The organism is Variovorax sp. 22077 (assembly GCF_052044195.1).
Lineage (GTDB): Bacteria > Pseudomonadota > Gammaproteobacteria > Burkholderiales > Burkholderiaceae_C > Variovorax > Variovorax atrisoli.
Window position 1 is genome coordinate 40,700 of record NZ_JBQEQC010000027.1, and the last position, 20,019, is coordinate 60,718.

Sequence of the window (20,019 nt, forward strand, 5' to 3'; positions counted from 1 at the left end):
CCAGAGGGCTTATCTCTCGGCGTTTGCGTCCGCCACTGTCAAGGCTGTCATGTTCACGATGCGCCGAACAGTTGCACTCGCCGTGAGAATATGCACAGGTTTGGCCGCACCAAGCAGAACCGGGCCGATGGCGATGTTGCCGCCCGCCGCCGTCTTGAGCAGGTTGTAGGAAATGTTGGCCGCGTCGATGTTCGGGAAAACCAGCAGGTTGGCGTCGCCCGCCAGCGCGCTGTGGGGCATGACGACGGCGCGCTGCTTGCTGTCGAGCGCCACGTCGCCGTGCATTTCGCCGTCCACCTCGAGCCAGGGCGCCTGCACGCGCAGCAGGTCGAGCGTGCGGCGCATCTTGACGGCGCTGGGGCCGTTGCTGGTGCCGAAGTTGGAGTGCGACAGCAGCGCAGCCTTCGGCTTCAGGCCGAAGCGCATCATTTCCTCGGCCGCCATGGTGGTGATCTCGGCCAGTTCCTCGGGCGAGGGGTCGTAGTTGACGTGCGTGTCGACCAGGAACACCTGGCGATCGGGCAGCAGCAGGCCGTTCATGCAGGCGTACACCGGCACGTCCTGCGGGGTGCTTTCGCAGCCGCCAGGGCGCTTGCCGATCACCTGGTCGATGTAGTGCAGGTGGTTGGCGGTCGTGCCCCAGGTGCCGCAGATCAGGCCGTCGACCTCGCCCTTGTGCAGCAGCATCGAGCCGATCAGCGTCAGGCGCCGGCGCATCTCGATCTTGGCGACCTGCACCGTCACGCCCTTGCGCTCGGTCATGCGGTGGTAGGTCTGCCAGAACTCGCGGTAGCGGTGGTCCTGCTCGACGTTGACCACGTCGTAGTCCAGCTCCTCCTTCAGGCGCAGGCCGAATTTCTCGATGCGCTGGGCGATGATGGCCGGCCGGCCGATCAGCGTCGGGCGGGCCACGCCCTCGTCCACCACGATCTGGGCCGCGCGCAGTACGCGCTCTTCCTCGCCTTCCGAATACGCCACGCGCTTCTTGCTGGCGCGCCGGGCGGCGTCGAAGATCGGCTTCATCGTGGTGCCCGAGGCGTAGACGAAGCTCTGCAGCTTGTCGCGGTAGGCGTCCATGTCCTTGATGGGACGCTGCGCCACGCCGCTTTCCTCGGCAGCCTTGGCCACGGCCGGCGCGATCTTCATCATCAGGCGCGGGTCGAAGGGCTTGGGGATCAGGTATTCGGGGCCGAAGCTGAGCTTTTCACCGACGTAGGCGGCGGCCACGCGCTCGCTCTGCTCGGCCTGGGCCAGGTCGGCGATGGCGTGCACCGCGGCGATCTCCATCTCGTCGGTGATCGTCGTCGCGCCGCAGTCCAGCGCGCCGCGGAAGATGTACGGGAAGCACAGGACGTTGTTGACCTGGTTCGGATAGTCGGTGCGGCCCGTGGCCATGATCACGTCGTCGCGCACCGCGTGGGCGTCTTCCGGAGCGATCTCGGGATTGGGGTTGGCCAGCGCGAAGATCACCGGGCGCTTGGCCATCTTGGCCACCATGGCGGGCTTGAGCACGCCGCCGGCCGACAAGCCCAGGAACACGTCGGCACCCTCGATCACCTCGCCGAGCGTGCGCGCGTCGGTCTTCTGCATGAACTGGCGCTTGTCGTCGTCCATCAGCTCGGTGCGGCCTTCGTAGACCACGCCGGCCAGGTCGGTGACGAACACGTTCTCGCGCTTCAGGCCCACCTTGAGCAGCAGGTTCAGGCAGGCCAGCGCCGCGGCGCCCGCGCCGGAGGCGACCAGCTTGACTTCCTCGATCTTCTTGCCGGCCACCTTCAGGCCGTTGACCATCGCGGCCGCCACGGTGATGGCCGTGCCGTGCTGGTCGTCGTGGAAGACCGGGATCTTCATGCGCTTGCGCAGCTCGCGCTCGACGTAGAAGCAGTCGGGCGCCTTGATGTCTTCCAGGTTGACGGCACCGAAGGTGGGCTCCAGCGAGGCGATGATGTCCACCAGCTTGGCCGGGTCCTTCTCGTCGATCTCGATGTCGAACACGTCGACGCCCGCGAATTTCTTGAAGAGGACGCCCTTGCCTTCCATCACCGGCTTGGAGGCCAGCGGGCCGATGTCGCCCAGGCCCAGCACGGCGGTGCCGTTGCTGATGACGGCCACGAGGTTGCCCCGGGAGGTGTACTTGAAGGCGTTGGCCGGGTCCTTGACGATCTCCTCGCAGGGAGCCGCCACGCCGGGCGAATAGGCCAGCGACAGGTCGCGCTGGTTGACCATCTGTTTCGTCGCCGCGATGGCGATCTTGCCGGGAACGGGAAACTCGTGGTACTCGAGGGCGGCACGGCGCAGCTCTGCGCGTTTGTCTTCGGGCGTGGGAGTCGATGAGGTCGAGGGGGTCGAATCTGACATGTGCCGTAGCTCCTGGTGGCGCTTCTTCTGGGGGCGCCGATTGTAGACCTCGCGCATGACGCCCTAGGCCGCATGGCCAGGGGCTCCCATGACCAATAGCACGGGTGTTTCCGCGGGGCTGTGTGGCAATATGCACGGTTCGGACAAAACCTGAAAAACCTGAAGAGGAGTGACCGACCATGGCCCTGATGGATTTCATCAAGAAGCAGTTCATCGACATCATCCAGTGGACCGAGACCGGCGATGGCACGCTGGCCTGGCGCTTCCCGATGGCGGAGATGGAAATCCAGAACGGCGCCTCGCTCACGGTGCGCGAATCGCAGGTCGCCGTCTTCGTCAACGAGGGCAAGGTGGCCGACGTGTTCGGCCCCGGCATGTACAAGCTCACGACGCAGACGCTGCCCGTGCTCACGTACCTGAAGAACTGGGACAAGCTGTTCGAGTCCCCCTTCAAGAGCGACGTCTACTTCTTCAGCACCCGCCAGCAGGTCGACCAGAAGTGGGGCACGCCCCAGCCGATCACCATCCGCGACAAGGACTTCGGCGCCGTGCGCCTGCGCGCCTTCGGCAACTACTCCTTCCGCATCGGCGATGCCAAGGCCTTCCACACCGAGATCTCCGGCACGCGCGACACCTACACCGTGGCCGACCTCGACGGCCAGCTGCGCGGCCTGGTGCTGCAGAACATCAGCAACGCCATCGCCTCCAGCGGCGTGCCCTTCCTCGACCTCGCGGCCAACCAGATCCAGTTCGCGCAGGCGCTCGCCGCCCAGCTGGTGCCCGAGTTCGAGAAGATCGGCATCAAGCTCGAGAACATCACGGTCCAGAACGTCTCGCTGCCCGAAGAGCTGCAGAAGATCCTCGACCAGAAGATCGGCATGGGCATGGTCGGCAACGACATGGGCAAGTTCATGCAGTACCAGACCGCGCAGGCGATTCCCAAGTTCGCCGAGGGCGCGGCCGGCGGCGGCGGTGTCGCTGGCGACGCGATGGGACTTGGCGCGGGCGTGGCGCTCGGCCAGGTGCTGGCGCAGAACCTCGCGCAGGGCCTGAGCCCCAACGTCGCGGCTGCCGCTGCAGCCCAGCAGCAGCAGCCGTCGGTGGCCGTGGTGAGCGCTGCCGACGTGATGACCACGCTCGAGAAGCTCGGCGAACTCAAGACCAAGGGCATCCTCACCCAGGAAGAGTTCGACGCCAAGAAGGCCGAACTGCTCAAGAAACTGGTCTGACCCCAGGCTTCGCGCACTTCGTGTCGCCCTCCCTCGTCCCTTGCAGGGGGCGATGCCAGCAGCCCGGCATAGCCGGCTGCGCGGTATCTCCCGCCTCGTTCGTCGTGTCTTCAGCCGCGTGCCATGGCTGAGGAAAACGGCAACCAACGCTACTACCGGGCGCCCTGCCCCGGCTGCGGAGCGCCGGTCGAATTCCGTTCGGCGCAGTCGACCCATGCGGTCTGCCCCTACTGCCAGAGCACCGTCGTGCGCCAGGGCGACACGCTCGCGCGCACCGGCAAGATGGCGGAGCTGTTCGACGACTTCAGCCCGCTGCAGCTGTTCGCCGCCGGCCGCATCCAGGACAAGCCCTTCACGCTGATCGGCCGGCTGCAGTACACCTACCCCGGTGGCCGCTGGACCGAATGGATCGCCGCGCTCGACGGCGACCGCACCGCCATCCTCAGCGAGGACAACGGCGCCTACGTCCTCGCCCTGCCCTTCGACCTGCAGCGCGCGGCGCCGCCGCCCGGCGACCTTCGCGTGGGCGCCACCAGCGCCTTCGCCGGCCAGAGCTACACCGTCACCTCGAACGAGCAGGTGGCGCTGACCTCGGCGCAGGGCGAGCTGCCGCACCTGCCCGAGCTCGGCCGGCCCTTCGCGATGGTCGAGCTGCGCAACGACCGCGGGCTGGTGCTCAGCATCGACTACGGCACCGCCAGGCCCAGCGCCTACCTCGGCCGCTCGGTACAGCTGGAAGACCTGCAGCTGACCGGCCTGCGCGCCGAGTCCGCCAAGGACGAAAAAGGCCGCAGCTTCAACTGCCCCAACTGCGGCTCGCCCGTCACCGTCAACCTCGCCGACAGCAAGAGCATCACCTGCGGCTCGTGCCACAGCATCATCGACCTGTCGCAGGGCATCGGCGGCGAGCTCAAGCACGCCACGCAGGACGAGCCCGTGCGCCCGCTCATCGCGCTGGGCAGCATGGGTCAGCTGCAGGGCGCGCAGTGGCAGGTGGTGGGCTTCCAGCACCGCATGGGCAGCGAGCCCGGCGACGACGAGCACTTCGGCTGGGACGAATACCTGCTCTACAACAACAAGCGCGGCTTCAGCTTCCTGGTGGACGCAGAGGACGGCTGGAGCATGGTCAAGCCGACCACCGGCGCGCCGGTGATGGCCGAGAACGGCACGAGCGCCACCTACCTCGGCAAGCGCTACCAGCAGCAGTACGCCTACAACGCCGAGACCACCTACGTGGCGGGCGAGTTCTACTGGCAGGTCGAGCGCGGCCAGAAGACCTTCAACCGCGACTTCGCCAGCGGCGGCGCGCTGCTGTCGATGGAGCGCTCGGCCAACGAGCTCACCTGGTCCGCGGGCAGCAAGATCGACAGCGGCGCGGTGGCCACCGCCTTCAAGCTCGACGCGAAGAAGGACATGTTCAAGCGCGCCGACGCGCTGCCGGTGAGCGCCGCGTCGGGGCTGGGCTGCGGCACCATCATCCTCATCATCGTCGTGATCATCATCCTGCTGATCATCCTGAGCACCTGCAGCAGCAGCGGATCGTCCAGCGGCTACCGCAGCTCGGGCGGCTCCTATGGCGGCTATTCCAGTGGCGGCGGCCACAAATGACGGCGAAGATGCGCGCGATGCTCTCTCTAACTACTGCTACGACTGGAGGTCCCCATGGGATTTGAATGGCTGAAACCGGGCGTGGTCCTCGGATCGCTCGTGTACGCGCTGATCGGCGTCGTGATCTTCTGGCTGTGCTTCCTGATCATCGACAAGATCACGCCCTACGACCTGTGGGGCGAGATCGTCGAGAAGCAGAACGTGGCGCTGGGCCTCGTCGTGGCGGCAATGAGCCTCGGCATCAGCATCATCGTCGCAGCAGCGATCCATTAGCCCCCGGCCTTGCACTTCGCTTCGCTACGCGTCGTTCGCCACCCCCCGCGGGGGAGGCGCGGTCCGCCTCGGGGCGGTCCGGCGGCGACCGCCTGATCCATGGATACCCCTGCCAGTCCGCTGCCGGCCAAAGGCCCGCAGCCCGTGGAGATCGCGCTGCTCGCCAGCGTGTTCGTGGTCGCCGCCTGCGGGCTGGTCTACGAGCTCACCGCGGCCGCGCTCAGCTCCTACCTGCTGGGCGACTCGGTGCTGCAGTTCAGCACCATCATCGGCACCTACCTGTTCGCCATGGGCGTGGGCTCGTGGCTCTCGCGCTACTTCGAGCGGCAGCTGCCCGCACACTTCCTTCGCATCGAACTGCTGGTGGCGCTGATCGGCGGCGCGCTGCCGGCGATCCTGTTCCTGGCCAACGCCTACGTGCCCGGCGCGTTCCGGCTGCTGCTCTACGGGCTGGTGATGGTCGTGGGCACGCTGGTGGGGCTCGAGATCCCGCTGGTGATGCGCATCCTGAAGCGCAACATCGTGCTGAAGAACCTGGTGTCGCAGGTGCTCACCTTCGACTACCTCGGCGCGCTGGCGGTGTCGGTGGCGTTCCCGCTGATCCTGGTGCCGCAGCTCGGCATGATCCGCACCGGCCTGCTGTTCGGCTTCATGAACGCGGCGGTGGCGGTGTGGGCGCTATGGCTCTTCCGCCATGAGCTGCGCCGCGTGGGCGCGCATGCCGTCGCGTGCGTTCTCGCGCTGGGGGCGCTGGTGGGGGCTTTCGTCGGCGCCGACCACATCACCACGCTGGCTGAAGACAAGTTCTACCAGGACCGCATCGTCTTCAGCGCCACCTCGCCCTACCAGCGCATCGTGGTCACGCGCGGGCTGCTGGGGCATCGGCTCTTCCTCAACGGCAACCTGCAGTTCGCCGAGCGCGACGAATACCGCTATCACGAGGCGCTCGTGCATCCGGTGATGGCCGCCCAGGGCGCGCCGAAGAAGGTCGCGGTGCTCGGCGGCGGCGACGGCATGGCGGTGCGCGAGATCCTCAAGTACCCGTCGGTCGAATCGATCACGCTGGTGGAGCTCGACCCGAACATGACCAGGCTCTTCACAGAGCACGAGACGCTGGCCGCGCTGAACGGACATTCGCTGTCTTCGCCGAAGGTGAAGATCGTCAACACCGATGCCTTCCAGTGGCTGCAGCAGCCTGGTGACATGTATGACGTGATCGTGGTCGACTTCCCCGATCCCACCAACTTCGCCATCGGCAAGCTCTACACCAACAGCTTCTACGCGCTGCTCGAGAAGCGGCTGTCGGCCAGCGGATACGCGGTGATCCAGACCACCTCGCCGCTCGTGGCGCGCAAGAGCTACTGGACCGTGGCGGCGACCATCGAGTCGGTGGGACTGCGCGCCACGCCGTACCACGCGCACGTGCCCAGCTTCGGCGAATGGGGTTACATCATCGCGAGCCGCAGGCCCTACCGCATGCCCGATGCGCTGCCGCCCGGCCTGCGATTCCTCTCCCCGACCACCCTGCCGCTGATGTTCGACTTTCCGCTCGACATGGCGCGCGTGCCGGCCGAAGTAAACCGCCTCTCGAACCAGATCCTCGTCACCACCTACGAGCAGGAGTGGGGCAAGGTCATGGCGCATTGAATGACGTACTCCCCCAGGCTTCGCGCACTTCGTGTCGCTTCGCCAACCCCCTCGCCGGGGGCAACACCTGCGGCCCGGCGGAGCCGGTTCCGCGGTGTTCCTGGGACAGGCAGGTGCGTATGAGGCGGCGTGGGTTTCTTGGGGCTGCCGCGGGGGCTGCTGGTGCATTCGCGCTTGCCGGCTGCGAGGCGCCTCCGCCGCCCATCGAGGGTGGCTTCACCGGCATCGACGTCACCCGTGGCCATGCGATGCGCGACCGCACTCTCGGGAGCACGACGCCTGCCGTGGTGAAGCGCACGCGCGTGGTCATCGCGGGCGGTGGCGTGGCGGGCCTTGCCGCGGCCCGCGCGCTGCGGCTCTCGGGCGTCGACGAGTTCGCGCTGCTTGAGCTGGAAGACACTGCCGGCGGCAACGCGCGCGGCGGCATGGTCAACGGCATCGCCTGCCCGCTCGGCGCGCACTACCTGCCGGTGCCGGGCGACGACGCGCGCGAGGTGCAGGACCTGCTGGAAGAGCTCGGCCTGCGCCGCCGCGTGGCCGGCCGCTGGGAATACGACGAGGTCACGCTCTGCCACAGCCCCCAGGAGCGCCTGTTCTTCCAGGGCGAGTGGCAGGACGGTCTGCTGCCCGTGCATGGCGTGGGCGAGGCGACGCTCGCGCAGTACCGCAGGTTCGCGCAGCGCATCGACGCGCTGCAGCACGCCGCGCATTTCGCCATTCCGACGCTCAAGGTCGCCATCACGCCCGAGCTGCTGGCGCTCGATGCGGTCAGCTTCCAGAACTGGCTCGACAGCGAAGGCTTCAGCGATGCGCAGCTGCGCTGGTACCTCGACTACTGCTGCCGCGACGACTACGGCGCCGGCATCGGGCAGGTGTCGGCCTGGGCCGGCATCCACTACTTCGCGAGCCGGCACGGCTTCCACGCGCCCGGCGATCCGACGGGCAGCGTCAACGATTCGAGCCCCGAGCGCGACGGCATCCTGACTTGGCCCGAGGGCAACGGCTGGCTCACCAGGCAGCTCGCCAGGCCGCTCGGCGAGCGGCTTCGCACCGGCAGCGTCGTCACGCGCATCGCGCACGTGCGCGACGGCGTCGAGGTCGATGCATGGGATGCGGCATCGAAATCCATGGTGCGCTGGCAGGCCGAGCGCTGCATCGTCGCGCTGCCCGTGTTCATCGCCGCGCGCGTCGTCGAGAACCCGCCCGAGCTGCTGAAGAACGCCGCCGCGCACGTGCGCTATGCGCCCTGGCTGGTGGCCAACATCCACCTGCGCGGCCCGCTGGCCGACCGGCCCGGCGCCGCACCCAGCTGGGACAACGTGATCTACGGCACCAGGGGTCTCGGCTACGTGGACGCGCGCCACCAGGCACTGGACCCCACGCCGCGCGGCACCGTGCTGAGCTGGTACCGCCCACTGGGCCCGAGCGGCTACGACACCGTCGACGGCCGCAAGCTGCTGCTGGAGCGCCCGTGGACCGGCTGGCGCGACGACCTGCTCGCCGAGCTGTCGGTGCCCCACCCCGACCTGCCTTCGCTGGTCTCTCGCATCGAGATCACGCGCTACGGGCACGCCATGTCCATCCCCAGGCCCGGCCTGCTGGCGCAGATCGGCCCCGAGCGCAGCGCACCCGACGCCGGGCATCGCGGCAGCGTGGTGGCGGGCCGGCTGTCGTTCGCGCACGCGGACTGGTCGGGCTATTCGATCTTCGAAGAGGCGTTCACGCGCGGGCATGTCGCGGGAACGGATGCGGCGGCGGCATGAAGACACTGGTGCTCGGCGGCTACGGCAACTTCGGCGCACGCATCTGCCGCGCGCTGGCCGGCAGTCCCGGCATCGAGCTGCTCGTGGCGGGGCGTGACGCGCAGCGCGCCACGGCCTTCGCTTCATCGCTGGACGCGGCCGCGAGTGGCGTACGCATCGACGTGCAGGCTGCCGATCTCGCACACACGTTGCGAGGCCTTGGCGTGGAGCTCGTGATCCACACCGCCGGCCCCTTCCAGAACCAGGACTACCGCGTGCCGCACGCCGTCGCAGCCGCGGGCGCGCACTACATCGACCTGGCCGACGGACGGCGCTTCGTGTGCGACTTTCCTGCCGCCCTGGACGCCGCCTTTCGCCGCGCCGACCGCATCGCCGTGAGCGGCGCCAGCACAGTGCCCGCACTGTCGTCCGCCGTGGTCGACCATCTCGCGGACGGCTGGCAGCACATACGGAGCATCGACATCTGCATCGCCCCCGCGCAGGGCGCGCCGCGCGGCGAGGCCACGCTGGCCGGGGTGCTCGCATACTGCGGCGAGCCCATCCGCGTCTGGCAGGGCGGTCGCTGGGTCGAGCTTCCCGGCTGGGCCGATCCGGAGAAAGTGGAGTTCGCGCGCATGAAGCCGCGCCGCGGCGCGCTCTGCGACATTCCCGACCTGGAGCTCTTTCCGGCGCGGTACGAAGGCGTGCAGTCGGTGATGTTCCGCGCCGCGCTCGAAGTCGGGCTGACGCAGCGCGCCTTCGCCTTTCTGGCCTTCATGCGCCGCGCAGGACTGCTGCCGGCGCCGCAGAAGCTGGCGCCCCTGCTGCACGCCACCGGCGGCGTGTTCGACGCGCTGGGCACCGCGCTGGGCGGCATGGTCGTGCGCGTCGAAGGCACCGATGCGCAGGGCCGGCCGGCACGGCGCGCCTGGCACATCGCTGCCGACGACAACCATGGGCCGGAGATCCCGTGCATGGCCGCGATCCTGCTGGCGCGCCGGCTCGCGAAAGGCGACGCGACGCTGCCGCCCGTGGGTGCGCACGCCTGCATGGGTCTGTTGACCCTGCCCGAATTCGGGCCGGAGTTCGCTCGCTGGGGCATGGTGACCGACGTGGTCGAAGAAGCGCCGATCGCAGTGGCAGGCCATGGCGCACCGGCGTTTTGAGTTCGACATGCCGGCGCCTGCCGACGTGGTATTCGACGCTTTCCACTACCACGTGTGGCGCGCACGCTGGGACTCGCTGGTCGGCAACGCCCGCGTGGTGGGCGGCGCGCCCTGTCCCTTCGTCGGGGCCGAGACGGAAAACACGGGTCACGGTTGGTTGCGCGGCTTGTCGATGCGAACGCGCTTCGTGAGCTTCGATCGACCGCATGTGGCTGCAGCCTCGATGGTCGGCCGCTCTTTCCCCTTCAGCCGCTGGGCCGCTTCCATGCGGCACCGCGACGTGCAGCCGGGTCATTCCGTTCTCATCTACGTCTACACCATCGAGGCGGGGCCGAAGGCCTTGCGCTGGTTGCTGGAGCCGGTGGTCGCGTGGGTCTTTGCATGGCAGACGCGGCGGCGCTTCGCGCGCTTGCATGCGTTCCTGGCCACGCAGGCGCATGAAGTCGTTGCGTGGCAGCACGCTGAGCGTGGGGGCTCCGCCACGTGAAGGATTCTGTTGCGCAGGAGCGCTTGTTGCGTCTGAGCCTCGTCGCCGTCTGGCTATTCACCGCCGTCGCCAGCATCGTCGAGTTGAACGGCCAGAGCCGCCAGGTGCTGGCCGCCGCCGGCATCGCATCGCCGCAGTGGCTGGTGCAAGGGCTGATCGTTGGCGGCGCGGCTGCCGATCTTGCAGTCGGCATCGCACTGTGGCGCTGGCCTGGCCGCGCAAGCTATGCGGCGGCCCTGGCCCTGATGCTCGTCATGACACTGGTGGCGACCGTGCTGCAGCCCGGCCTGTGGCTGCACCCGCTCGGGCCGCTGCTCAAGAACATCCCGATTGCCGCACTGCTCTGGCATCTGTATCGGCGCGCCGCATCATGACATGAACACCTACCTCGTCCTCAAGTGGCTGCACATCGTCTCCAGCGTGCTGATGGTCGGCACTGGGCTGGGCTCGGCCTTCTACATGTTCTTCGCCAACCGCAGCGGCAGCGTGCCCGCGCAGGCGGTGGTGAGCCGGCTGGTGGTGCGCGCCGACTGGTGGTTCACCACGCCCACCGTGATCCTGCAGCCGGCCACCGGCTTCGCGCTGGCGCACATGGCGGGCTTTCCGCTTTCCACGCCGTGGCTCGCGCTGTCGCTGGGGTTGTTCGTTTTCGCGGGGGCCTGCTGGCTGCCGGTGGTGTGGCTGCAGATCCGCATGGCGGCGATCGCGGCGCAGGCGCATCGCGACGCAGTGCCGCTGCCGCCGCTCTATGCGCGCTACCAGCGCTGGTGGGAGTTGCTGGGCTACCCGGCCTTCGCGGCCATGGTGGTGGTGTTCTACCTGATGGTGAACAAGCCCCAGCTATGAGCCGCTGAAACGAGCCGATGAAAGAAGGCCTGGCGCGGGCCTGTGCGGTTTTCACGAAGACTTCACACACAGCGCGATTGCTTCACAGATGGCTCGCACACTCGCGGGCGCCAACAAAAACAGTGGGGAGCTTCCATGCTTCAAGTCGCCAACAGAAAACTCGCGTCGATCAGCGACGTGCTCTTCACCGGGCTGGGCCGCGCGCTCGGCTTCCTGCGTCCGCTGGCTCGCGGGCTCATCGGTTCCTGGCGACCACCGGGCTGGCTGCGCATCCTGGGCGCCTTCCTTCTTCTCGGGCTGCAGTGGCTCCAGCAGCGGCTCGCATGGCTGGTCTTGCTGGTGTTGATCGCACTGGCCGGCTGGATCGCCCATCCCCACGTGATGAAGTGGTGGCACGGCCTCACGCCCGACCGCGTCGAGCCGGTGGTCGCCACCGCCAAGGCCGATGCGCCGCAGCGCACCCAGATCGAGCTCGACAAGGGGCCGAATCCCTTCGTCGTGAATTTCTCTGCCTCGGTCGCTCCCATTGCGCGCATCGGCCAGGAGGCCACCGGCGTCACCATCGAGCCCGCCATTGCCGGCCGCTGGACCTGGACAAGCCAGAAACGCCTCGAATTCCTGCCCGCACAGGACTGGCCCGTCGGCCAGCCGTACAAGGTTCAGATCGCCGACAGCGCCCTCGCGCCGCACATCGAGCTGGCGCAGCGCAAGTACGAGTTCACCTCGCCCGAGTTCACAGCGCAGATCATCGGCGCCGAGTTCTACCAGGACCCGGTCCAGGCCAACGTGCGACGCGCACTCTTCCAGGTACGCTTCTCGCACCCCGTCAACACGGCCGAGTTCGAGAAGCGCCTGGTGCTGACCTACGACCAGCCATGCAGCAGCTCCTTCTTCAGCGTGGGCAAGTGCGCGAGCGAGAAGTTCACCGTCAGCTACGACAAGCTGCGCCTCATCGCCACGCTGCAGTCGGAGCCGCTGCCCATTCCCGAGAAGAACCGGCCCGCGATCTTGAGCCTCACGGCCGGCGCGGTCGCGCAGAAGGGCGGGCCGGCGCTGCGCAACGACCAGTCGCGCGCGGTCGACATTCCCGGCCTCTACAGCCTTTCCATCTCCGGCATCGAGCCCACCATCGTCACCGGCGAGAACGGCGAGCCCGAGCACGTGATGCAGGTCAGCGCCTCCATGCCGGTGCACGAGCGCGAGATGGCGCGCGTGGTGCAGGCCTGGCTGCTGCCCGTGACGGAAGAGGCCAAGGGCGATCCCGCGGAGAAGTTCGACTGGTCCGCCGATCCGTCGAAGGTGACCGACGCCGTGCTGCGTCGCGCGAAGAAGCTCAACCTGCAGCCCATCGCCAGCGAGCGCGAGGTGACCGAGATGGTCAGCTTCCGCATGCCGCAGGCCGAAGGCGGCCGCTACCTGCTGGTGCGCGTGGCCAAGGGCCTGAAGACGCCCGGCGGCTACCAGCTCGGCGCCGCGCGGCAGGACGTGCGCCTGCTCAAGACCTTCGCGCCCGAGCTCAGCATCATGAGCCAGGGCTCGCTGCTCGCGCTCTCGGGCGAGCGCAAGCTGCCGATCCTGGTGCGCGACCTGCCCGGCATCCGGCTGGAGATCGGCCGCCTGCTGCCGCAGCAGCTGCAGCACCTGGTGACGCAGACCAGCGGCGACTTCGCGCATCCGCAGTTCTACGGCGGCCTGCAGTCGGACAACCTCGTCGACCGCTTCCAGAAGGAGATTCCGCTGAGCATCCCCGCCGGCAAGGCGCACTACGAGACCGTCGACTTCGCCGACTACCTGCGCAGCGACGCGACCGATCGCCGCGGCGTGTTCCTGCTCAAGGTGCAGGGCTACGACCCCAAGGCGAAGAAGAAGCCCGATGGCGAAGGCCAGCCCGAGGAGGCGCAACAGCCGCAACAGGAAGAGCAATCCTCCGAAGAGGAAGGCAGCAGTGACGGTGAAGGCGGCAGCCCCGAGCAGCAGGTCGACCAGCGCCTGGTGCTCGTCACCGACCTGGGCATCGTCGCCAAGAAGTCGCTCGACGGCACGCGCGACGTGTTCGTGCAGAGCATCGCCAGCGGCCAGCCCGTGGCGGGTGCGATGGTCGAGGTGTGGGGGCGCAACGGCATGATCGTCGCGTCGCAGTCCACCGACGCCACTGGCGCAGCCAAACTGCCCAACCTCGCCGGCTACCAGCGCGAGAAGGCGCCGGTGGTGCTGGTGGTGCGCAAGGACGGCGACCTGAGCTTCCTGCCCTTCAACCGCAGCGACCGCACGCTGGACATCTCGCGCTTCGACGTGGGCGGCCTGCGCGCGGCCGGCGTGCCGAACCAGATGACGGCGTACGTCTTCAGCGACCGCGGCATCTACCGTCCCGGCGACACCATGCACATCGCGATGATGGTGAAGGCCGGCAACTGGGGCACCTCGCTGCGTGACCTGCCGCTCGAAGCCGAGATCATCGACGCGCGCGGGCTCAGCGTGCGGCGCGAGAAGCTGCGCCTCGGCCCGGGCGGCGCGGCCGAGATCGCCCACACCACGCAGGACACCTCGCCCACCGGCAACTACGCCGTCAACCTGTACCTGCCGCGCCAGTCGTCGCCCGGCACTCCCGAGGTCGAGAGCCTGCTGATCGGCAGCACCACGGTGAAGGTGCAGGAGTTCCTGCCCGACCGCACCAAGGTCACGGCCAAGCTCAGCAATGAAGTTGCCGAAGGCTGGGTGAGCCCGAAGGACCTGAAGGCGCAGATCGACGTGCAGAACCTCTTCGGCACGCCCGCGCCCGACCGCAAGGTGGAAGGCACGCTCACGCTGAGCCCGGGCTTTCCGGTGTTCCGCGCCTTCACCGACTACGCCTTCTTCGACCCGCAGCGCGCCACCGAGAAGCAGGTGGACGACCTGGGCAGCGTGCAGACCAGCGCCGAGGGCAAGGCCGAGTTCGACCTGCGCCTCTCGCGCTTCGACGCCGCCACCTACCAGGTGCACGTGCTTGCCAAGGCCTTCGAGCCCGAGGGCGGGCGCAGCGTGTCGGCCGAGGCCCAGACGCTGGTGAGCGACCTGCCCTACCTCGTCGGCGTGAAGGTCGACGGCGACACCAGCTACGTGAGCAAGGGCGCCACGCGCAACGCCACGGTGATCGCCATCGACCCGCGCGCGAAGAAGACGGCCGTGGCCGACCTGAAGATCGAGCGCGTCGAGCGCAAGGTGCTGTCGGTGCTCATCAAGCAGGACAACGGGCTGTACCGCTACGAGTCGCGCCTCAAGGAGATCGTGCTCGACGAGAAGCCCTTCGCCATCGCGGCAGCGGGCAACAACGTGGCGCTGGACACCTCCGCGCCCGGCAACTTCGCCTACGTGATGCGCAACGCGCAGGGGATGGAGCTCAACCGCGTGGAGTACAGCGTGGCCGGCAACGCCAACGTGTCGCGCTCGCTCGACCGCAACGCCGAACTGCAGCTCACGCTCGACCGCAAGGACTACGAGCCGGGCCAGGAGATCTCGGTGAGCATCCGGGCGCCCTACGTGGGCGCGGGCCTCATCACCATCGAGCGCGACAAGGTCTACGCCCACGCGTGGTTCAAGACCGACAAGACCGCCTCGGTGCAGAAGATCACCGTGCCAAAGGACTTCGAGGGCACCGGCTACATCAACGTGCACTTCGTGCGCGACCCGGCCTCCGACGAGGTCTACATGAGCCCGCTGTCGTACGGCGTGGTGCCTTTCGCGACCGCGCTGGCCAGGCGCACCGCCAACCTGCAGCTCACCAGCAGCGAGCTGGTGAAGCCGGGGCAGACGATGAAGATGAAGCTCACCAGCGACAAGCCCACGCGCGCCGTGGTGTTCGCGGTGGACGAAGGCATCCTGCAGGTGGCGCGCTACAAGACGCCCGACCCGCTCAAGCACTTCTTCCAGAAGCGCGCACTCGAGGTGGGCACGCTGCAGACGCTCGACCTGATCCTGCCCGAGTTCAAGAAGCTCATGCAGGGCGCCGCTCCCGGTGGTGACGGCGAAGGCGAGCTCGGCAAGCACCTGAACCCGTTCAAGCGCAAGCGCGACAAGCCGGTGGCCTACTGGTCTGGCCTGGTCGACGTGAACGGCAGCCGCGAGTTCAGCTACACCGTGCCCGAGAGCTTCAACGGCAGCCTGCGCGTGATGGCCGTGGCGGTGAACGACGAGACCACAGGCGCCAAGAGCACCCGCACCGTGGTGCGCGGCGACATGGTGATCCTGCCGAACGCACCGCTGGCCATGGCGCCCGGCGACACCGTCGAGGTGGGCGTTGGGCTGGCCAACAACATCGTCGGCTCGGGCAGGGAGGCGCCCATCGCGCTCACGCTCACCGCATCGGGCGGCCTCGAAGTGGTGGGCGACGCCACGCAGACGCTCAAGGTCAACGAGCGCGGCGAGGCCAGCACCAAGTTCAACGTGCGCGCCAAGCCGGGCGAGCAGGCGGTGCTGGGTTCCTCGGCGCTGGTGTTCACCTCCACGCACAAGAACTACAGCGCGCGCCTGTCGACCGAGGTGAGCGTGCGGCCCGCGTCGCCCTTCGTCACGCTGGTGCAGGCCGGCAGCTTCCAGCGTGCGGGAGAAATCTCGAGCCAGGCCGACCTGTATCCGAACTTCCGCCAGAGCGACGTGGCTGTGTCGGCCGCGCCGTGGGCCTTCGCGACCGGACTCATGCAGTACCTGGAGGCGTACCCGCACGGCTGCACCGAGCAGATCACGAGCCAGACCTTCCCGGCCGTGCTGCTGTCGGGCCGCCCGGAACTGGTGAAGGAGATGTCGCGCGGCCGTACCGCTGAGCAGGGTCCATTGCCCGAGGCGCGCAAGACCTTCGAGCGCTACCTGGTGCAGCTGCGTGCGCGGCAGACGGCCGACGGCGGCTTCTCGCTGTGGCCCGGTGCCGGCACCGATGCCTTCGCGACGCTCTATGCGGTGCAGCTGCTGGTCGAGGCCAAGGACCACAAGCTGCCCGTGCCGCAGGACCTGCTGCAGAAGGCCGACACCTACCTGCAGGGCTGGCTCGGCAGCGGCGACAACACGCTCGACGGCTGGCGCCAGCGTGCGCAGGCGGCCTACCTGCTGACGCGCCAGGGCATCGTCGCGCCAGCCGCGCTCGCCAACCTGCGCGAAGCCCGCCGCAACCAGATGTCGCGGCAGGGCGTGGGCTGGGGCGACGACCTCGGCGCCGTTTACCTCGCCGCGAGCTATCAGCTCGTGAAGCAGGAGCAGGTGGCCAACGAGCTGCTCGACCCGGTGTGGTCCGACCTGCTCGCGCGCACCGAGAAGAAGCAGCGCCGCAATGCCTGGGGTGCCTACTACGACCCGCTGGTGCACGACAGCATGACGCTGCACCTGGTGGGCCGCCACTTCCCCTCGCGCCTGAAGGCGCTGAAGCCTGCGGTGTGGGAAGGCATGGCCGAGATGGTGCGGGAGGGCTGGTACAACAGCCTGTCGTCGGCCTCGATGCTGCTGGCGGTGGACTCGTACTTCGAGGCCGTGGGGCAGAACGTGGAGGGCAAGCTCTCGGCGAGCGCCGTCAGCGCCCAAGGCCAGGCCGCGGCGCTCGCGCTGGGCTCGGTGAACCCGATCACGCGTGCCGCGGTGCCGGCCGACACCGCCAGGCTGAAGCTGTCGAACGACAGCGACTTCAACCTCTACTACAGCTGGGCCGAACAGGGCTTCGAGCGCAACGTGCCCGCCACGCCGGTGAACAAGGGCATGGAGATCTTCCACGAGGTGCTCGACGCCAAGGGCAACCCCATCACCAAGGCGAAGCTCGGCGAAGAGGTCACGGTGCGGGTGCGCGTGCGCAGCCTGGAGCGCGCGCAGATCAACGACGTGGCGCTGGTCGACGTGCTGCCCGGCGGCCTGGAACCGGTGCTGCAGGCCGTGGGCGACGACGAGGATGCAGCCAATGCCGATGCGCCGATCTGGAAGAAGCGCCTGGGCGGCGGCGGCTCGTGGAAGGTGCAGTACGCCGACATCCGCGAAGACCGCGTCGTGTTCTACGGCGGTGTCGGCAAGGACCTGCTCGAGGTGACGTACAAGGCCCGCGCCACCAACGTGGGCGACTACGTGGTGCCGGCCGCCTACGGCGAGGCGATGTACGACCGTCGCGTGTTCTCGCGCTCGGCGGGAGCACGCTTCCAGGTGGTGGCGAATTGATCACGACGCGCGCTTGCCTTGTTCCCTCTCCCGCGTGTGGGAGAGGGCCAGGGTGAGGGTGCGGCGCCTTCCATGAACACCGAGCTCGATCCGTCGCCCACGCCCTCACCCCAACCCTCTCCCGGGGGGAGAGGGAGGAAGAGAGCAGTCATCGCTTTCGCAGCCGTAGTCTTCCTGCTCGCGCTGCTGCGCCTGTGGCCCCACGCCCCGCTGAGCGAAACCGTCGGCAGTTCGCGCGCCGTCTACGCGCAAGGCGGCGAGCTGATGCGGCTCACGCTCGCCGCCGACGAGCAGTACCGGCTCTGGATGCCGCTGGAGCGCATCTCGCCCACGCTGGTCGATGCGGTGCTGCTGTACGAGGACCGCCGCTTCTACGCGCACCCCGGCGTCAACCCCGCCGCGCTGGTGCGCAGCGCATGGCGCATCGCCAGCGGCGAGCGCAGGCAGGGCGGCTCCACCCTCACGATGCAGCTTGCACGCCGCGTCTACGGCATCGACAGCCGCGCGCCCACCGGCAAGGTCGTGCAGATCTTCGCGGCGCTGTGGCTGGAGGCCCGCTTCAGCAAGCACGACATCCTGGAGGCGTATCTCAACACCGCACCCTACGGCGGCAACATCGAGGGCGTGCAGGCCGCCAGCCTCATCTACTTCCGCAAGGACGCCGCCAGGCTGAGCCTGCCCGAGGCGCTGACGCTCGCGGTGATTCCGCAGAACCCCGTCAAGCGCATCGCCGAGCGCGGGCGCAATGCGGAGCTGCAGGCCGCGCGCGAGCGGCTCTCGGCGCTGTGGGCCGAGCGCGATCCGACGGCGAAGCAGCATGCTCCCGACGCGCAGCTCGCGCTGTCGGCCCAGTCGCGCGGCAGCCTGCCCTTTCTCGCGCCCCACGCCACCGACATGCTGCTCGCGCAGGAGCGCGGCGTGCAGGAGGTGCGCACCACCATCGACCTGCGCATGCAGGCGACGCTCGAGCGCGTCATGGCGCAGTACCTGCGCGCGCATGCCGACGTGGGAATGAACAACGCGAGCGCGCTGCTGCTCGACGCGTCGACGATGCAGGTGCGCGCGATGATCGGCTCGGCCGATTTCCGCAACGACGCCATCTCGGGCCAGGTCAACGGCGTGCTGGCCAAGCGCTCGCCGGGCTCCACGCTCAAGCCCTTCATCTACGCGCTGGCGCTCGACCAGGGCCTGCTGCATCCGAAGACGATGCTGAAGGACGCGCCCACCTCCTTCGGCCCCTACACGCCCGAGAACTTCGACCACCGCTTCGCAGGGCCGCTGCCGGCGCAGGAGGCGCTGATCCGCAGCCGCAACGTGCCCGCGGTGGCCGTGGCCGCGAAGCTCTCGAAGCCCGGCCTCTACGACTTCATGCGCCTTGCGGGCGTGCAGAAGCTGCAGAGCGAACAGCACTACGGCCTCGCGCTGGTGCTGGGCGGCGGCGAGGTCACGCCCGAGGAGCTGGCCGGCATGTACGCGACGCTGGCCAACGGCGGCGTCTCGCAGCCCATCCGCTACACGCAGCCCGCGCCCGGCGAGAAGCCCGTGCAGCCGCTGCGCCTGATGAGCGAGGAGGCCTCGTTCATCACGCTCGACATGCTGCGGCAAACGCCGCGCCCCGACACCACGCTGCCCGCGCGCCCCGCCATCGCATGGAAGACCGGCACCTCCTGGGGCTTTCGCGATGCCTGGACCGCGGGCGTGTTCGGCCGTCACGTGCTGGTGGTGTGGGTCGGCAATTTCGATGGCAGCAGCAACCCCGCGCTGGTGGGCGTGGATGCCGCCGCGCCCCTCTTCCTGCGCATGGTCGACGCACTGCGCGCCGAGCGGCTGGACCCGGGCGAGATGGCTTCGCGCCGACCGCCCGACCTGCGCCAGGTCGAAGTCTGCTCGGCGACCGGCGGCCTGCCCGATGCGCTGTGCCCGGTGCGCACCATGACATGGTTCATCGCCGGCAAGTCGCCGATCCAGGTCAGCAACCTGCACCGCGCCGTGTGGGTCGACGAGACCACGGGCAAGGTCGTCTGCGGCCCGCAGCCGAATGCGCGGCAGCAGGTGGTGGAGCAATGGGGCAGCGACATGCGCCGGCTGTTCCGCCAGGCGGGGCTGCCGCGTGCGAGCGCACCTTCCGACGGCTGCGAGAAGTCGCAGGGCAGCGAGGGCGACGCCTCGTCCGACAGCGCGCCGCTCATCACCTCGCCGCTGCGCGGCGTGCGCCACACGCTGCGCGCGAAGAAGCCCGAGCCCCTGGTGCTGCGCGCCGAAGCCGCGGCCGGCACGCAGGCGATCTACTGGTTCGCGGACGACGCGCTCATCGGTCGCGCCGCGCCGGGCGAAGGCATCACATGGATGCCCGATCTCGCGTCATCCGGGCGGCGCTACCTGCTGCGCGCGGTCGATGACCAGGGCCGCGCCGAGTCGCGCGAGGTGACGGTCGACATCGCGCCCTGAAGTCCCATGGGGCATGTCATGGCCGCGTCATGCCTGGCCGGCATGGTCACGCG

12 protein-coding genes are annotated in these 20,019 nt (G+C 68.7%); 11 read left to right on the forward strand and 1 reads right to left on the reverse strand.

What is annotated here, in order from left to right; translation table 11 throughout:
• Positions 1 to 9 precede the first annotated feature (9 nt).
• Entirely contained in the window at positions 10 to 2,358 is a 2,349-nt protein-coding gene (locus ACTJLF_RS29390; RefSeq protein ID WP_020723010.1) for an NADP-dependent malic enzyme, read from the reverse strand.
• A gap of 179 nt (positions 2,359 to 2,537) precedes the next feature.
• Here ACTJLF_RS29390 and ACTJLF_RS29395 point away from each other — a divergent pair, with 179 nt between their 5' ends.
• The 11 genes from ACTJLF_RS29395 to pbpC all read left to right on the forward strand — a co-directional run bounded on the left by ACTJLF_RS29395 (position 2,538) and on the right by pbpC (position 19,966).
• Complete coding sequence (locus tag ACTJLF_RS29395) at positions 2,538 to 3,587, forward strand: SPFH domain-containing protein (RefSeq protein WP_440884446.1); 1,050 nt, start codon at positions 2,538 to 2,540, stop codon at positions 3,585 to 3,587.
• 123 nt (positions 3,588 to 3,710) lie between these two features.
• Positions 3,711 to 5,195, forward strand: coding sequence for a DUF4178 domain-containing protein (locus ACTJLF_RS29400; RefSeq protein WP_440884447.1), 1,485 nt, complete (start codon positions 3,711 to 3,713; stop codon positions 5,193 to 5,195).
• Positions 5,196 to 5,249: 54 nt separating this feature from the next.
• Positions 5,250 to 5,468: a DUF350 domain-containing protein gene (locus ACTJLF_RS29405; RefSeq protein WP_019653703.1), complete on the forward strand. Its 219-nt coding sequence runs from the start codon at positions 5,250 to 5,252 to the stop codon at positions 5,466 to 5,468.
• Positions 5,469 to 5,567: 99 nt separating this feature from the next.
• Positions 5,568 to 7,115, forward strand: a complete 1,548-nt coding sequence (locus ACTJLF_RS29410; protein WP_019653704.1) for a polyamine aminopropyltransferase — start codon at positions 5,568 to 5,570, stop codon at positions 7,113 to 7,115.
• 119 nt (positions 7,116 to 7,234) lie between these two features.
• Positions 7,235 to 8,878 (forward strand): FAD-dependent oxidoreductase, encoded by a 1,644-nt coding sequence (locus tag ACTJLF_RS29415; RefSeq protein ID WP_440884448.1) that lies wholly within the window; start codon positions 7,235 to 7,237, stop codon positions 8,876 to 8,878.
• Entirely contained in the window at positions 8,875 to 10,023 is a 1,149-nt protein-coding gene (locus ACTJLF_RS29420; RefSeq protein WP_440884449.1) for a saccharopine dehydrogenase family protein, read from the forward strand. The genes ACTJLF_RS29415 and ACTJLF_RS29420 overlap by 4 nt, the downstream gene beginning before the upstream one ends.
• Positions 10,004 to 10,510: an SRPBCC family protein gene (locus ACTJLF_RS29425; RefSeq protein ID WP_132801592.1), complete on the forward strand. Its 507-nt coding sequence runs from the start codon at positions 10,004 to 10,006 to the stop codon at positions 10,508 to 10,510. Before ACTJLF_RS29420 ends, ACTJLF_RS29425 begins: the two co-directional genes overlap by 20 nt.
• 23 nt (positions 10,511 to 10,533) lie before the next feature.
• Complete coding sequence (locus ACTJLF_RS29430; protein ID WP_207918284.1) at positions 10,534 to 10,884, forward strand: DoxX-like family protein; 351 nt, start codon at positions 10,534 to 10,536, stop codon at positions 10,882 to 10,884.
• 1 nt (position 10,885) lies between these two features.
• Positions 10,886 to 11,356 carry a DUF2269 domain-containing protein gene (locus ACTJLF_RS29435; RefSeq protein WP_132801587.1) on the forward strand — a complete coding sequence of 157 codons (471 nt, stop codon included), beginning with the start codon at positions 10,886 to 10,888 and terminating at the stop codon, positions 11,354 to 11,356.
• 135 nt (positions 11,357 to 11,491) lie between these two features.
• On the forward strand, positions 11,492 to 17,518 hold the full coding sequence (locus tag ACTJLF_RS29440) for an alpha-2-macroglobulin family protein (protein WP_440884450.1): 6,027 nt from the start codon (positions 11,492 to 11,494) through the stop codon (positions 17,516 to 17,518).
• 72 nt (positions 17,519 to 17,590) lie between these two features.
• Positions 17,591 to 19,966 carry a penicillin-binding protein 1C gene (pbpC, locus tag ACTJLF_RS29445; RefSeq protein WP_440884451.1) on the forward strand — a complete coding sequence of 792 codons (2,376 nt, stop codon included), beginning with the start codon at positions 17,591 to 17,593 and terminating at the stop codon, positions 19,964 to 19,966.
• Positions 19,967 to 20,019 lie beyond the last annotated feature (53 nt).

Coding starts and splice junctions, on each gene's coding strand:
- ACTJLF_RS29390 (WP_020723010.1), bottom strand. CDS start 2,358: ATGTCAGATTCGACCCCCTCGACCTCATCGACTCCCACGCCCGAAGAC.
- ACTJLF_RS29400 (WP_440884447.1), top strand. CDS start 3,711: ATGGCTGAGGAAAACGGCAACCAACGCTACTACCGGGCGCCCTGCCCC.
- ACTJLF_RS29405 (WP_019653703.1), top strand. CDS start 5,250: ATGGGATTTGAATGGCTGAAACCGGGCGTGGTCCTCGGATCGCTCGTG.
- ACTJLF_RS29420 (WP_440884449.1), top strand. CDS start 8,875: ATGAAGACACTGGTGCTCGGCGGCTACGGCAACTTCGGCGCACGCATC.
- ACTJLF_RS29440 (WP_440884450.1), top strand. CDS start 11,492: ATGCTTCAAGTCGCCAACAGAAAACTCGCGTCGATCAGCGACGTGCTC.
- ACTJLF_RS29410 (WP_019653704.1), top strand. CDS start 5,568: ATGGATACCCCTGCCAGTCCGCTGCCGGCCAAAGGCCCGCAGCCCGTG.
- ACTJLF_RS29395 (WP_440884446.1), top strand. CDS start 2,538: ATGGCCCTGATGGATTTCATCAAGAAGCAGTTCATCGACATCATCCAG.
- ACTJLF_RS29435 (WP_132801587.1), top strand. CDS start 10,886: ATGAACACCTACCTCGTCCTCAAGTGGCTGCACATCGTCTCCAGCGTG.
- ACTJLF_RS29415 (WP_440884448.1), top strand. CDS start 7,235: ATGAGGCGGCGTGGGTTTCTTGGGGCTGCCGCGGGGGCTGCTGGTGCA.
- ACTJLF_RS29425 (WP_132801592.1), top strand. CDS start 10,004: ATGGCGCACCGGCGTTTTGAGTTCGACATGCCGGCGCCTGCCGACGTG.
- pbpC (WP_440884451.1), top strand. CDS start 17,591: ATGAACACCGAGCTCGATCCGTCGCCCACGCCCTCACCCCAACCCTCT.